This window comes from Streptomyces sp. NPDC101160, assembly GCF_044768205.1.
GTDB lineage: Bacteria > Actinomycetota > Actinomycetes > Streptomycetales > Streptomycetaceae > Streptomyces.
Genome location: NZ_JBIWPJ010000005.1, coordinates 233854 through 248798 on the forward strand (window position 1 = coordinate 233854; position 14945 = coordinate 248798).

Annotated in this window: 11 protein-coding genes; all 11 read left to right on the forward strand. The window is 72.8% G+C overall.

The window, feature by feature from the left end:
- Position 1 precedes the first annotated feature (1 nt).
- Positions 2 to 1201 carry a rod shape-determining protein RodA gene (gene rodA, locus ACIRSU_RS17340; protein ID WP_403792930.1) on the forward strand — a complete coding sequence of 400 codons (1200 nt, stop codon included), beginning with the start codon at positions 2 to 4 and terminating at the stop codon, positions 1199 to 1201.
- Between the two features lie 92 nt (positions 1202 to 1293).
- On the forward strand, positions 1294 to 2835 hold the full coding sequence (locus ACIRSU_RS17345; protein ID WP_403792931.1) for a CHAD domain-containing protein: 1542 nt from the start codon (positions 1294 to 1296) through the stop codon (positions 2833 to 2835).
- A gap of 52 nt (positions 2836 to 2887) precedes the next feature.
- A complete protein-coding gene (locus tag ACIRSU_RS17350; protein ID WP_403792933.1) occupies positions 2888 to 4819 on the forward strand; it encodes a TIGR03960 family B12-binding radical SAM protein in 1932 nt (643 codons plus the stop codon).
- A 70-nt stretch (positions 4820 to 4889) separates the two neighbouring features.
- Positions 4890 to 6449, forward strand: a complete 1560-nt coding sequence (locus ACIRSU_RS17355; RefSeq protein ID WP_403792934.1) for a hypothetical protein — start codon at positions 4890 to 4892, stop codon at positions 6447 to 6449.
- Positions 6450 to 6571: 122 nt separating this feature from the next.
- On the forward strand, positions 6572 to 7363 hold the full coding sequence (locus tag ACIRSU_RS17360) for a TIGR03936 family radical SAM-associated protein (RefSeq protein ID WP_403792936.1): 792 nt from the start codon (positions 6572 to 6574) through the stop codon (positions 7361 to 7363).
- A gap of 235 nt (positions 7364 to 7598) precedes the next feature.
- On the forward strand, positions 7599 to 11315 hold the full coding sequence (locus tag ACIRSU_RS17365) for a ribonuclease E/G (RefSeq protein ID WP_403792938.1): 3717 nt from the start codon (positions 7599 to 7601) through the stop codon (positions 11313 to 11315).
- A gap of 97 nt (positions 11316 to 11412) precedes the next feature.
- Positions 11413 to 12333, forward strand: coding sequence for a UTP--glucose-1-phosphate uridylyltransferase GalU (galU, locus tag ACIRSU_RS17370; protein ID WP_403792940.1), 921 nt, complete (start codon positions 11413 to 11415; stop codon positions 12331 to 12333).
- Positions 12334 to 12521: 188 nt separating this feature from the next.
- On the forward strand, positions 12522 to 12842 hold the full coding sequence (gene rplU / locus ACIRSU_RS17375) for a 50S ribosomal protein L21 (RefSeq protein WP_265862363.1): 321 nt from the start codon (positions 12522 to 12524) through the stop codon (positions 12840 to 12842).
- Positions 12843 to 12856: 14 nt separating this feature from the next.
- Positions 12857 to 13111, forward strand: a complete 255-nt coding sequence (gene rpmA, locus ACIRSU_RS17380) for a 50S ribosomal protein L27 (RefSeq protein WP_403792942.1) — start codon at positions 12857 to 12859, stop codon at positions 13109 to 13111.
- A gap of 107 nt (positions 13112 to 13218) precedes the next feature.
- Complete coding sequence (gene obgE, locus ACIRSU_RS17385; protein WP_403792944.1) at positions 13219 to 14658, forward strand: GTPase ObgE; 1440 nt, start codon at positions 13219 to 13221, stop codon at positions 14656 to 14658.
- 69 nt (positions 14659 to 14727) lie between these two features.
- A complete protein-coding gene (locus ACIRSU_RS17390) occupies positions 14728 to 14871 on the forward strand; it encodes a hypothetical protein (RefSeq protein ID WP_403792946.1) in 144 nt (47 codons plus the stop codon).
- Positions 14872 to 14945 lie beyond the last annotated feature (74 nt).

The window sequence follows — 14945 nt, forward strand, 5'->3', positions numbered from 1 at the left end:
GATGACGGCACCCCACGGCTTCTCCGTCTCGCGGTACGCACCCGAGCGCGGCGCCCTCGCCAGGCTCACCGCCCGCGACTCGGTGCTGCGCCGGCTCGACTGGCCGATCCTGCTCTCGGCGCTCGCGCTGTCGCTCGTCGGCTCGCTGCTCGTGTGGTCCGCGACCCGCGGCCGCACCCAGCTCAACCAGGGCGACCCGTACTACTTCCTGTTCCGGCACCTCCTCAACACCGGCATCGGCCTCGCCCTGATGGTCGGCACGATCTGGCTCGGCCACCGCACCCTGCGCGGGGCCGTGCCGTTCCTCTACGGCATCTCGATCCTGCTGATCCTCGCCGTCCTCACCCCGCTCGGCGCGACCATCAACGGCGCGCACGCGTGGATCGTGATCGGCGGCGGCTTCTCGCTCCAGCCGAGCGAGTTCGTCAAGATCACCATCATCCTGGTGATGGCCATGCTGCTCGCCGCGAAGGTCGACGCCGGCGACCAGCTCCACCCCGACCACCGCACCGTCGCCAAGTCCCTCGGCCTCGCCGCCCTCCCCATGGGCATCGTCATGCTGATGCCGGACCTCGGCTCCGTGATGGTCATGGGGGTCATCGTGCTCGGCGTGCTCCTCGCCTCCGGCGCCTCCAACCGCTGGGTGCTCGGCCTGATCGGCGCGGGCGTCCTCGGCGCGGTCCTCGTCACCGCGCTCGGCATGCTCGACGAGTACCAGATCAACCGCTTCGCCGCCTTCGCCAACCCCGACCTCGACCCGGCCGGCGTCGGCTACAACACCAACCAGGCCCGTATCGCCATCGGTTCCGGCGGCCTCCTCGGCGCCGGCCTCTTCAAGGGCTCCCAGACCACGGGCCAGTTCGTCCCCGAACAGCAGACCGACTTCGTCTTCACGGTCGCGGGCGAGGAACTCGGCTTCGTCGGCGCGGGCCTCATCCTCTTCCTGCTCGGCGTCATCATGTGGCGCGCCTGCCGGATAGCGCGGGAGACGAGCGAGCTGTACGGCACGATCGTGGCGGCCGGCATCATCGCGTGGTTCGCGTTCCAGTCGTTCGAGAACATCGGCATGACGCTCGGCATCATGCCGGTGGCGGGCCTGCCGCTGCCGTTCGTGTCGTACGGAGGCTCGTCGATGTTCGCGGTGTGGGTGGCGATCGGCCTGCTGCAGTCGATCAGGGTGCAGCGGCCGATAACGGCGTAGTGCGGACGGGGGCGTGGTGCGGACAACGGCGTAGTGCGGACAACGGCGTAGTTCGCCTCCCCCTCGCGGTCCTCCGGTCGTAGATTCGTTCCATGGCGGAGAAGCGGCAGGAGAAGCGGCCCGAGACGAAACGCGAGATCGAGCGCAAGTACGAGGCCACGGAGCAGACGGCGGTCCCCGACCTCGTCGGCACCGGGGGAGTGGCCGCCGTCCGGGACGAGGGCGTCATGGAACTGGACGCCGTCTACTACGACACCGAGGACCTGCGGCTCGCCGCCGACGCCCTCACGCTGCGCCGCCGCACCGGCGGCACGGACGAGGGCTGGCACCTCAAGTTCCCCGTCGCCTCCGGAATCCGCGACGAGATCAGAGCCCCGCTCTCGGAGACCCTCCCGGCCTCCCTGGCGGGGCTCCTGCGCTCCCGCGTCCGCGGCGCCGCGGTCGTCCCCGTCGTCCGCCTCCGCTCCAGCCGCGACGTCCGCCAGCTGCTCGACCTCGACGGACGCCCGCTCGCCGAACTCTCCGTCGACACCGTCCACGCCGACCGCCTCACCGGAACGGGCCGGGCCGCCTGGACCGAGATCGAGGTCGAACTCGCGGACGGCGCCGACGAGACCCTCCTCGACGCCGTCGAGAAACGCCTGAAGAAGGCCGGCATCCATCCGTCGGCGTCGGCGTCGAAGCTGGCCAGGGCCCTGGAGGAGACGGGCGCGCCCCCACCCGCGCGCGAGGACGCGGGCGGAGCCCCCGGGACCGCCGGGCACGCCGTCCTCGCCTACGTACGGGACCAGATCGACGCCGTCGTCGCGTACGACCCCGCCGTCCGGCGCGACCTGCCCGACGCCGTGCACCAGATGCGGGTCGCCTGCCGCAGGCTGCGCAGCGCCTTCAAGTCGTACCGCAAGGTGCTCGACCGCGGCGTCACCGACCGCGTCGGCGAGGAGCTGAAGTGGCTCGCCGGCGAGCTCGGCACCGCCCGCGACGAGGAGGTGCTGACCGCCCGCCTGAACGCCCGGCTCGACGAGCTGCCGAACACCCTCCGCCTCGGCCCCGTCCGCGCCCGGCTGCGCGCCCGCGGCGCTCGCCGCGCCGAGGACGCCCGGTCGAGGGCGCTCGCCGCGCTGGACTCCCCGCGCCACCTCGCGCTCCTCGACACCCTCGACGCGCTCCTCGCCGACCCGCCCCTGCGCGAAGCGGCCGCCCACGACGCCCCCGAGGTCCTCGCCCACGCCGTCCGCAAGGACTTCGACCGGCTCGCCGGCCGGGTCGAGCGCGCCCTCGCGCTCGACCCCGGCCACGAGCGCGACCTCGCCCTGCACGCCGCCCGCAAGGCCGCCAAGCGCACCCGCTACGCCGCCGACGCCGCCCGCCCCACCCTCGGCAAACCCGCGAAGCGGCTCGCCAAGCGCGTCAAGGCCGTCCAGTCGCTGCTCGGCGAGCACCAGGACAGCGTCGTCGCCCGCGTCGCGCTGCGCGAGATCGCCGTCCAGGCCCACGCGGCCGGCGAGACCGCCTTCACCTGGGGACTTCTGTACGGACGCGAGGAGGCCGCCGCCCAGGCCGGCGAGCGCGAGCTCCCCGCGCTCTGGAAGCGGGCCGCGGCCCCGCACATCCGGGCGGCGCTGGGTCACTGAGCACCGGGGTACGCTTGAGAGTCGCCCCCCTGCCAGCTCACGAAGGTTCGAGATGTCTGCTGCCGAGTCTGTCTTCCCGCAGCTCGAAGCTCTGCTCCCGCACGTGCAGAAGCCGATTCAGTACGTCGGTGGAGAGCTGAACTCCACGGTGAAGCCCTGGGAGAGCGCCGACGTCCGCTGGGCGCTGATGTACCCGGATGCGTACGAGGTCGGCCTGCCCAACCAGGGCGTCATGATCCTCTACGAGGTACTGAACGAGCGCGAGGGCGTCCTGGCCGAGCGCACGTACAGCGTGTGGCCGGACCTCGAAGAACTGATGCGCGAGCACGGTGTGCCGCAGTTCACGGTCGACAGCCACCGCCCGGTCTCGGCCTTCGACGTGTTCGGCCTGAGCTTCTCCACGGAGCTCGGCTACACGAACATGCTCACCGCCCTCGACCTCGCGGGCATCCCGCTGGAGTCGAAGGACCGCACCGTCGACCACCCGATCGTGCTCGCCGGCGGCCACGCCGCCTTCAACCCCGAGCCGATCGCGGACTTCATCGACGCGGCGATCATCGGCGACGGCGAGCAGGCCGTGCTCGACATGACCGAGATCATCCGCCAGTGGAAGGCCGAGGGCCGGCCCGGCGGCCGCGAGGAGGTCCTCTTCCGCCTCGCGAAGACCGGCAGCGTCTACGTGCCGGCGTTCTACGACGTCGAGTACCTGCCGGACGGCCGCATCGGCCGTGTCGTCCCCAACAAGTCCGGTGTGCCGTGGCGCGTCTCCAAGCACACCGTCATGGACCTCGACGAGTGGCCCTACCCCAAGCAGCCGCTCGTCCCGCTCGCGGAGACCGTCCACGAGCGCATGTCCGTCGAGATCTTCCGCGGCTGCACCCGCGGCTGCCGCTTCTGCCAGGCCGGCATGATCACGCGCCCCGTGCGGGAGCGAAGCATCACCGGCATCGGCGAGATGGTGGACCGCGGTCTGAAGGCGACCGGCTTCGAGGAGGTCGGCCTCCTCTCCCTCTCCTCCGCGGACCACACGGAGATCGGCGAGATCGCCAAGGGCCTCGCCGACCGCTACGAGGACGACAAGGTCGGCCTCTCCCTGCCCTCGACCCGCGTGGACGCGTTCAACGTCGACCTCGCCAACGAGCTCACCCGCAACGGGCGCCGTTCCGGTCTCACCTTCGCCCCCGAGGGCGGCTCCGAGCGCATGCGCAAGGTCATCAACAAGATGGTCTCGGAGGAGGACCTGATCCGGACCGTCTCCACCGCGTACGGCAACGGCTGGCGCCAGGTGAAGCTGTACTTCATGTGCGGCCTGCCGACGGAGACGGACGAGGACGTCCTGCAGATCGCCGACATGGCGATGAACGTGATCGCCGAGGGCCGCAAGGTCTCCGGCCAGAACGACATCCGCTGCACGGTCTCCATCGGCGGCTTCGTGCCCAAGCCCCACACCCCGTTCCAGTGGGCCCCGCAGCTCTCCGCCGAGGAGACCGACGAGCGCCTGGCCAAGCTCCGGGACAAGATCCGCGGCGACAAGAAGTACGGCCGCTCGATCGGCTTCCGCTACCACGACGGCAAGCCCGGCATCGTCGAGGGCCTGCTCTCCCGCGGCGACCGCCGCGTCGGCGCCGTCATCCGCGCGGTGTACGAGGACGGCGGCCGCTTCGACGGCTGGCGCGAGTACTTCTCGTACGACCGCTGGATGCAGTGCGCCGAGAAGACCCTCCCCGCCTTCGGCGTGGACGTCGCCTGGTACACGACGCGCGAGCGCACCTACGAGGAGGTCCTCCCCTGGGACCACCTGGACTCCGGCCTCGACAAGGACTGGCTCTGGGAGGACTGGCAGGACGCCCTCGACGAGACCGAGGTCGAGGACTGCCGCTGGACGCCGTGCTTCGATTGTGGCGTGTGTCCTCAGATGGACACGCACATCCAGATCGGCCCGACGGGCAAGCAGCTGCTGCCGCTGACGGTCGTGAACAAGTAGGCGTGTAACGCTGCCGTGACGGCCCGGCGGAGGGTGAACCCTCCGCCGGGCCGTCGGCGTCCTGCCGGACATGAGCACGCAAACCCCGGCCCCGCCTCCGGCCCCCGCCCCGCATGCGCTGATCCGCATCCCGGTCCGCGTCGTCGTGCTGCTCCTCGTCCTCCCGGTCCGCCTGACCTGGGACGCCCTCAAGGCCGCCGGCCACCTCCTCGAACGCACCGTCCTCCGCCCGGTGGGGCGGGGGCTGGCCTGGGCGTTCGGCCAGGTGGGCCGAGGCGTCGCGCGGGCGGCGGTCGCGATCCGGCGTGGGGGCGCCTGGGTCTTCGGCGGGGCGTGGCGGGGCCTCGCCTGGGCGTTCGGCGGCATGGGGCGGGGCTTGGCCTGGGCGCTCGCCACGACTGGGCGCGGGCTCGCCTGGGTGTTCACCGGTATCGGGCGGGGGCTGGCCTGGGGGTTCGCCGGGATCGGGCGGGGCCTCGGCTGGGCGTCCGCCGGCATCGGGCGGGGGCTCGCGGTGGCGGGCCGGTGGCTGGGCAGGGTGCTTGCCCGGCCCTTCGTCATGGTCTGGCGGTACGTGATCGTGCCGGTCGCCCGTTACGGGATCGCCGCCCCGGCCCGATGGCTCTGGCGGCAGCTGCTCGTCCCGGCCGTCGGTGCGCTCTGGCGGTACGGAGTGGTCGGCCCGGTCACCCGGCTGTACCACTGGATCCTGGCCCCGGTCGCACGCGCGACCGGCTGGCTGCTCACCCGTTCGGGGCAGGCCCTGGCCTGGGCGTTCACGGGGATCGGCCGGGGCATCGCGTGGGCGGCCGGGCACGTCTGGCGCGGGCTCACGTGGGTGTTCACCGGGCTCGGGCGCGGGGTCGTGTGGGCGTGCGCGCGGCTCGGCCGCGGGCTCGGGTGGGGCTTCAGCCGGCTCGGCCGTGGCCTCGTGCTCGTCGCCGTCGGACTCGGCACCCTCCTCTTCCTCTGGCCCTGGCGCCATCTGCTCGTCCCGTTCGTGATGTACGGCATCGTCCTCCCCGTCCGCTGGATCGCGCGGCGCGTCCTCGTCCCCCTCGGCCGGGAGATCCGCGACGCCCTCGCGATCTGCTGGCGCGCCGCCGGCTTCGTCTCCCGCGCGGTCGGCCGCGGCCTCGCCTGGCTGGCCCGGAACCTGGTCGTGCGGCCGGTGGCCTGGGCGGCCCGGAACCTGGTTGTACGGCCGGTCGCCTGGGCGGCCCGGTGGCTGGCTTGGGCGGCCCGGAACCTGGTCGTGCGGCCCGTGGTCTGGGCGGCCCGGTGGCTGGCTTGGGCGGCTCGGAATCTGGTGGTGCGGCCTGTGGGCCGGCTCGGGCGGAATCTGGTGCTGCGGCCGCTGGGCTGGGCATACCGCGAGGTGGGCACTCCCGTCGGGCACTGGGTGCGGGACGCCGTGTGGGGTCCGGCGCGCCGGGCCGTTGCCGAGGCCCGGAAGTCCGCGCGGGTCGCCCTCGCGTCCGCCCGGGACACGGTCCGGCAGGCCCGCCGTGACGCCTGGCGGGCCCTGGTCGGGGAACCGGAGGTGGCCCGGGCGCGTACTCTGGGTAGTACAACGAACGTCCCCGGCGCGGCGCCCGCACCCGAGATCTCCCCGCACGAGCGGGGGTGAGCCGGGCGGGACCCCCGGGACACACCGCATTTCGAGGGCGGCGCGTCCCCGCGCCCGCCCCGCACCGAGGAGAAGAACCACTGGGCAAGCGACAGCCCGAAGGCCCGCCGCCCGCACCTGCGGTGCAGCGCATCCGACTGCGCTACACCAAGCGCGGCCGCCTCCGGTTCACCAGCCACCGTGACTTCCAGCGCGCCTTCGAGCGTGCGCTCCGCCGTGCCGAGGTGCCCATGGCGTACTCGGCCGGCTTCACCCCTCACCCCAAGGTGTCGTACGCGAACGCCGCACCGACGGGCACCGGCTCCGAGGCCGAGTACCTGGAGATCGCCCTCACCGAGCAGCGCGACCCGGAGACCCTGCGGGCCCTGCTCGACGAGTCCATGCCGACCGGCCTCGACATCGTCGACGCCGTCGAGGCCCGGACCTCCGGTCTCGCCGACCGGCTCACCGCCTCCGTGTGGGAGCTGCGGCTCGACGGCGTGAGCGTCGACGACGCGAACAAGGCCGTCGAGGCGTTTCTCGCGGCCGAGACCGTGGAAGTACAGCGCAAGACGAAGAACGGAATCCGTACCTTCGACACCCGCGGTGCCGTAGTGGAGCTGGCCGCGGCCCCCGCCCAGGGCGATCCCCAGGGTGATAGGCCGGTGGACAGCGCCTGTGCGATACTGCGGCTGGTTGTTCGGCACGTGACACCTGCCGTGCGACCCGACGACGTCCTGTCCGGTCTCCGAGCTGTGGCCGACCTGGCGCCGCCGGTCCCCGCTGCGGTGACCAGGCTGGCGCAGGGGCTCTTCGACGAGGAGTCCGGCACGGTGACCGACCCGCTCGCGCCCGACCGCGAGGCAGTCACGGCCGCTTCATCCACGGCCGCCGCGACCGCCTCAGCGACGGCGCCGGGTGCCGGTACCGCGTAGGGAGCGGTCGTCGTAGCGCAGCCCTGGTACTCGGGAGCCACCTGGGTCGGGCAGCGCACTGACCAGGAGACTTTCGCCAGGCCGTCCGCACAAGGCGTACGGAACCGGCGAGCCAGACATACAGCTCCCGTGCGGCGCCCGCGCCCCGGACGGCGGCACCGCGCTTGACGCGCGTACGTGCCGCCGGACCGGAACCGGACGCGGCGCCCGGGGGCGTGACGGGAGAACCGCCCGCATGCTCGAACAGCACGAAGAACACGAGAACAACGCACCCGGTGACAAGCTGCCGCCGCGACGTCGTCGCCGCGCAGCTTCCCGGCCGGCCGGTCCGCCGGTGACGGCCGGGGCCGCCGCCGAGACCTCCGAGGTCGTCGAGACCGCTCCGGCCCCGGCCGCCGAGGTCGTCGAGGAGGCCGCTCCGGCTCCGCGTACCCGCCGCCGTGCCACCCGTAAGGCCACCGCGCCCGCTCCGGCCCAGGCCGAGACCGAGGCTCCGGCCGCCGAAGAGGTCGCACCTGTGGCCGAGGAGGCCGCTCCGGCCCCCCGCACCCGCCGCCGCGCCACCCGCGCCGCTGCCGCTCCGGCTCCCGAGCCGGCCGCCGAAGAGGTCGCGCCCGTGGCCGAGGAGGCCGCTCCGGCTCCGCGTACCCGCCGCCGCGCCACCCGCGCCGCTGCCGCTCCGGCTCCCGAGCCGGTCGTCGCCGAGGCCGAGGCCCCGGTCGCCGAGGTCGTCGAGGAGGCCGCTCCGGCTCCGCGTACCCGCCGCCGTGCCACCCGTAAGGCCGCCGCGCCCGAGCCGGCCGCGGCCGTGAGCCAGGACGCCGCCGCGGAGATCGCCGCCGAGACCTCCGGCGAGGGGCTGCCCGCGGACACCATCGAGGAGATCGCCTCGCACGCCGTCGAGGTCGCCGCCGCCGAGCAGGCCGCCGCCCGCGGCCGTACCCGCCGCCGCGCCACCTCGCCGCAGTTCACCCCCGCCGAGGCCGAGCCCGAGGCGCCGCGCACCCGCCGTGCCGCCCGCCCGGCCGTCGCCGTCTTCCAGCCCCCGGTCTTCGCCGAGCCGATGTTCCAGACCCCTGAGACCGCGGCCGCGGCCGTGGCCCGCGAGGCCGCCGAGCAGGAGCTCGAGGAGGAGCTCGAGGAGGTCGAGGAGCAGGCCGAGACGGCCGCCCCGGCCGTCGAGACCGCCGAGCGTGCCGAGACCGGCTCGCGCCGCCGCCGGCGTCGCCGCGGCGAGCCCGTCGCCGTCGAGCCGGTGCCGGCCACCGTCGCCGAGGAGCCCGAGGTCGAGTCGACCCCCGAGGCGGAGGCCGAGGCCGAGGCCGACGAGACCGAGGAGTACGAGGAGCGCCCGTCCCGCCGTCGCCGCCGTGGCGGCCGTCGCCGTCGCCGTGGCGAGCTCGCCGAGGCGGAGGCCGAGGCCGAGGAGGGCGAGGAGCCGGAGGAGGCCGAGGAGGCCGCCGAGGAGTTCCACGCCGAGGACGAGGAGGCCGAGGAGGAGGCCGCCGCGTTCGGCTCCAGCAGCTCCCGCCGTCGCAGGCGCCGTCGCCGTCGCTCCGGCGAGGGCGGTGCCGAGGCCGAGGCGACCGAGGAGGACGGCGTCCGCACGGTCGTCAAGGTCCGTGAGCCGCGCCCGGCCCGCGAGAAGGCCGAGCCGTCCGACGAGGTCCAGTCCATCAAGGGCTCGACCCGCCTGGAGGCCAAGAAGCAGCGCCGTCGCGAGGGCCGTGAGCAGGGCCGCCGCCGTGTGCCGATCATCACCGAGGCCGAGTTCCTGGCCCGCCGTGAGGCCGTCGAGCGCGTGATGGTCGTCCGTCAGAACGGTGAGCGCACCCAGATCGGCGTCCTCGAGGACAACGTGCTCGTCGAGCACTACGTCAACAAGGAGCAGGCCACCTCGTACGTCGGCAACGTCTACCTGGGCAAGGTCCAGAACGTGCTGCCGTCGATGGAGGCCGCCTTCGTCGACATCGGCAAGGGCCGCAACGCCGTCCTGTACGCCGGCGAGGTCAACTTCGAGGCGCTCGGCATGGGCAACGGCCCGCGCCGCATCGAGGCCGCCCTGAAGTCCGGCCAGTCGGTCCTGGTGCAGGTCACCAAGGACCCGATCGGCCACAAGGGCGCCCGCCTGACCAGCCAGGTCTCGCTGCCCGGCCGCTACCTGGTGTACGTGCCCGAGGGCTCGATGACCGGCATCAGCCGCAAGCTCCCGGACACCGAGCGCGCCCGTCTGAAGACCATCCTCAAGAAGATCGTCCCCGAGGACGCGGGCGTCATCGTGCGCACCGCCGCCGAGGGCGCGAGCGAGGACGAGCTGCGCCGTGACGTCGAGCGGCTGCAGGCGCAGTGGGCCGACATCCAGAAGAAGGCCGCGCAGATCTCGACGTCCGCGCCGAGCCTGCTCTACGGCGAGCCGGACATGACCGTCCGGGTCGTCCGCGACATCTTCAACGAGGACTTCTCCAAGGTCATCGTCAGCGGCGACGACGCGTGGGAGACCATCCACGGGTACGTCTCGCACGTCGCGCCCGACCTGGCCGACCGCCTGTCGAAGTGGACGAGCGAGGTCGACGTCTTCGCCACGTACCGGATCGACGAGCAGCTGATGAAGGCCCTGGACCGCAAGGTCTGGCTGCCGTCCGGCGGTTCGCTGGTGATCGACAAGACCGAGGCGATGGTCGTCATCGACGTCAACACCGGCAAGTTCACCGGTCAGGGCGGCAACCTCGAGGAGACCGTCACCCGGAACAACCTGGAGGCGGCCGAGGAGATCGTCCGCCAGCTGCGCCTGCGCGACCTCGGCGGCATCGTCGTCATCGACTTCATCGACATGGTCCTGGAGTCCAACCGCGACCTGGTGCTCCGGCGCCTCCTGGAGTGCCTGGGCCGGGACCGGACCAAGCACCAGGTGGCCGAGGTCACCTCGCTCGGCCTGGTGCAGATGACCCGCAAGCGGGTCGGCCAGGGCCTCCTGGAGTCCTTCTCGGAGACCTGTGTCCACTGCAACGGCCGCGGTGTGATCGTCCACATGGAGCAGCCGGCCGCGCACGGCGGCGGTGGCGGCGGCAAGCGCTCGAAGAAGCGCGGCCGCGGCGGCGAGCACGAGCACGTCCACGAGGCCGCGCACGAGGTCGAGGCCCCGGCCGAGGCCGAGCACGTCGAGACCGCGGCCGAGGTCGCGGCCGAGCTGGCCGCCCCGGTGGCGCTGCCCGAGCCGATCGGCGCGGACGAGGAGCTGTACGGCAGCGCCGCGGAGGCCGAGGCGGCCGCCACGCGCGGCCGTGGCCGTCGCCGGGCGACCCGCCGGGTCTCGGCGCCGGTGTCCTCGCCGGTCGTCACCGAGACGGAGACCTACGAGGTCGTCGTCCCGGAGCCGAAGGCCGAGGAGCACGTCGCCGCGCCCGAGCCGGCCGCCGCGCCCGTCGCCGAGGAGGAGGCCGCCCCGGCGCCTCGTACCCGCCGTCGCGCCACCCGCAAGGTCTCGGCCCCGGCCCCCGAGGCCGTCGCCGAGCCGGCCGCCGTGACCGAGGAGGCCCCGGTGGAGGCCCCGGCCGTCGCCGAGCCGGTCGCCGAGCCGGTCGCCGAGCCGGTCGCCGAGCCGGTCGCCGAGGAGGCCCCCGTGGCCGCCCCGCCGCGGGCGCGCCGCCGGGTGGTCCGCAAGGTCACCGCCCCGGCCGGTTCGCCGTCCGGTGCCGAGGAGGCCGCCGTGGTCGTCGTGCCCTCGACGGCTCCCGCCGAAGCCGCCGAGCCGGTCGCGGAAGCCGCCGAGCCGGTCGCCGAGGAGGCCGCCCCGGCCAAGAAGGCGGTCCGCAAGACCGCCAAGAAGGCCACCGCGAAGAAGGCAGCCACCAAGAAGACGGCGGCCAAGAAGACCGCGGCGAAGAAGACCACGACCGCGAAGAAGGCCGTGAAGAAGGCAGCCGAGAAGGCCGCCGCCCCCGCGCAGGACTGACTCGATCGAGTCCGTGCCGCGAACCGTGTGGACCGTCCCTCCCCCCGAGGACGGTCCACACGGCATTGCCCCCGATCGGAACCAGGAAACCCACCGGATGAACAACACCCCCGCTCCCCGCGTACGCAAGGCCGTCATCCCCGCCGCCGGTCTCGGAACGCGCTTCCTTCCCGCCACGAAGGCGACGCCGAAGGAGATGCTGCCGGTCGTCGACAAGCCGGCCATCCAGTACGTCGTGGAGGAGGCGGTCTCGGCAGGGCTTTCCGACGTCCTGATGGTCACCGGCCGAAACAAGCGTCCGCTCGAGGACCACTTCGACCGCAACTACGAGCTGGAGGAGGCGCTCACCCGCAAGGGTGACGACGAGCGCCTCGCGAGGGTCCAGGAGTCCAGCGAGCTCGCCACCATGCACTACGTGCGCCAGGGCGACCCGCGCGGCCTCGGCCACGCCGTGCTGTGCGCCGCCCCGCACGTCGGCAACGAGCCCTTCGCGGTCCTGCTCGGCGACGACCTGATCGACCCGCGCGACCCGCTGCTCGCCCGCATGCTGGAGGTCCTCGACGAGCACGGCGGCAGCGTCGTCGCGCTGATGGAGGTCGACCCGTCGCAGATCCACCTGTACGGCTGCGCCGCCGTCGACCCGACCGGTGACGCCGACGTCGTCCGCATCACCGGTCTCGTCGAGAAGCCGGACCCGGCCGAGGCGCCCAGCAACCTCGCGATCATCGGCCGTTACGTCCTCGACCCGGCCGTCTTCGACGTGCTGCGCGAGACCGAGCCGGGCCGCGGCGGCGAGATCCAGCTCACCGACGCGCTGCAGAAGATGGCGGTCGACGCGGAGGTCGGCGGCCCGGTGCACGGCGTCGTCTTCAAGGGCCGCCGCTACGACACCGGTGACCGCGGCGACTACCTGCGCGCCATCGTGCGTCTGGCCTGCGAGCGCGAGGACCTGGGCCCGGACTTCCGCGCCTGGCTGAAGGGCTTCGTGGCCGAGACGGACGCGACCGCCGGGATTTGACCCCCTACGGGAGCCGCCCGTAACCTAGACCGTCGGCGTGTCGACTGACATGCCGCATCCTCTGAGCACCTCCCTCCCGGCTCGCCGGGAGAGGCCGCTCGTCCGATTCCGGATCGCAGCGGGCCATCGGCCCGCGCGTGGGCGGCTGGCGTCAGAGGCCCCGATTACCGAGTGAGAGAGAGATCCGCGTGTACGCCATCGTGCGCAGCGGTGGTCGCCAGCACAAGGTTGCTGTCGGCGACATCGTTGAGGTTGACAAGATTTCCACCGCCAAGGCTGGCGACACGGTCGAGCTCTCGACCCTGCTCGTTGTCGACGGCGACGCCGTGACCAGCGACCCGTGGGTCCTGGCGGGCATCAAGGTCCAGGCCGAGGTCGTGGACCACACCAAGGGCGCCAAGATCGACATCCTGCGCTACAAGAACAAGACCGGCTACCGCCGTCGCCAGGGTCACCGTCAGCAGTACACGGCGATCAAGGTCACGTCCATCCCGACGGCCGCGAAGTAAAGAGGGACTGAGCAATGGCACACAAGAAGGGCGCATCGTCCACCCGGAACGGTCGCGACTCCAACGCCCAGCGGCTCGGCGTGAAGCGCTTCGGCGGTCAGGTCGTCAACGCGGGTGAGATCCTGGTCCGCCAGCGCGGCACCCACTTCCACCCGGGCGCGGGCGTCGGCCGTGGCGGCGACGACACGCTGTTCGCCCTGCAGGCCGGTGCGGTGCAGTTCGGCACCCACCACGGCCGCAAGGTCGTGAACATCGTTCCGGTCGCCTGATCGGAAACTTTGCGGAGGCGGACCTCACTTCCCGGTCGGGAAGCGGGTCCGCCTTTCGCGTGTTACTAGATAGACATTCCGACACATAGCTTTCTGGAGGCACAACCATGACCACCTTCGTGGACCGCGTCGAGCTGCACGTCGCCGCGGGTAACGGAGGCCACGGCTGCGCCTCCGTTCACCGGGAGAAGTTCAAGCCGCTCGGCGGCCCCGACGGAGGCAACGGCGGCCGTGGCGGTGACGTGATGCTGGTCGTCGACCAGTCCGTCACGACGCTCCTCGAGTACCACCACTCGCCGCACCGCAAGGCGACCAACGGCAAGCCCGGCGAGGGCGGGAACCGGGCCGGCAAGGACGGCCAGGACCTGGTCCTCACCGTTCCCGACGGCACCGTCGTCCTCGACAAGCGGGGCAACGTGCTCGCGGACCTGGTCGGCCAGGGCACCACGTACGTCGCCGCACAGGGCGGCCGCGGCGGCCTCGGCAACGCGGCGCTGTCCTCGGCGCGGCGCAAGGCGCCCGGCTTCGCGCTGCTCGGCGAGCCCGGCGACCTCCAGGACATCGTCCTGGAGCTCAAGACCGTCGCCGACGTGGCGCTCGTCGGTTACCCGAGCGCCGGCAAGTCCTCGCTGATCTCCGTCCTCTCGGCGGCCAAGCCGAAGATCGCGGACTACCCCTTCACGACGCTCGTCCCGAACCTCGGCGTGGTCACGGCCGGCTCGACCGTCTACACCATCGCCGACGTCCCCGGCCTCATCCCCGGCGCCAGCCAGGGCCGCGGCCTGGGCCTGGAGTTCCTGCGCCACGTCGAGCGCTGCTCGGTGCTCGTGCACGTCCTGGACACGGCGACGCTGGAGTCCGACCGCGACCCGGTCACCGACCTCGACGTCATCGAGGAGGAGCTGAAGCAGTACGGCGGCCTCGACGACCGGCCGCGCATCGTCGTCCTCAACAAGATCGACATCCCGGACGGCCAGGACCTCGCGGACATGATCCGCCCGGACCTGGAGTCGCGCGGCTACCGCGTCTTCGAGGTCTCCGCGGTCGCCCGCACGGGCCTGAAGGAGCTCTCCTTCGCCCTCGCCGAGATCGTCGCGCACGCGCGCGCCTCGAAGCCGAAGGAGGAGGCGACCCGTGTCGTCATCCGCCCGAAGGCGGTCGACGACGCCGGCTTCACCGTCACCTACGACGAGCACGAGGACGTCTACCGCGTGCGCGGCGAGAAGCCCGAGCGCTGGGTCCGCCAGACCGACTTCAACAACGACGAGGCCGTCGGCTACCTCGCCGACCGTCTCAACCGCCTCGGTGTCGAGGACGAACTCATGAAGGCCGGCGCCCGCGCCGGCGACGGCGTCGCGATCGGCTCCGACGAGAACTCCGTCGTCTTCGACTGGGAACCCACCATGATGGCCGGCGCCGAAATGCTCGGCCGCCGAGGCGAGGACCACCGCTTCGACGCCCCCCGCCCGGCCACCCAGCGCCGTAAGGACCGTCAGGCGGAGAAGGACGACGCGCAGCGCGAGTTCGACGAGTTCGAGACGTTCTGAGGTAGCGCCGGCGGTCACCACGACCGCCGGACGGAGTCCGGCGCAGCCGTCCGAAGCCTGTGAGGCCCCTTGGGGCCGAGCAGTGCGAGGGCGGCCGTCGGAGGTCCGGCCCACCGCTTCGACGCCCCCCGCCCGGCCACGCAGCGCCGTAAGGACCGTCAGGCGGAGAAGGACGACGCGCAGCGCGAGTTCGACGAGTTCGAGACGTTCTAGCGGGCCGCAGGGGCGCGACGTACAGCGAAAGGGCCCGGCCCCTCCACCAGGAGGGGCCGGGCCCTTTCGGCGTT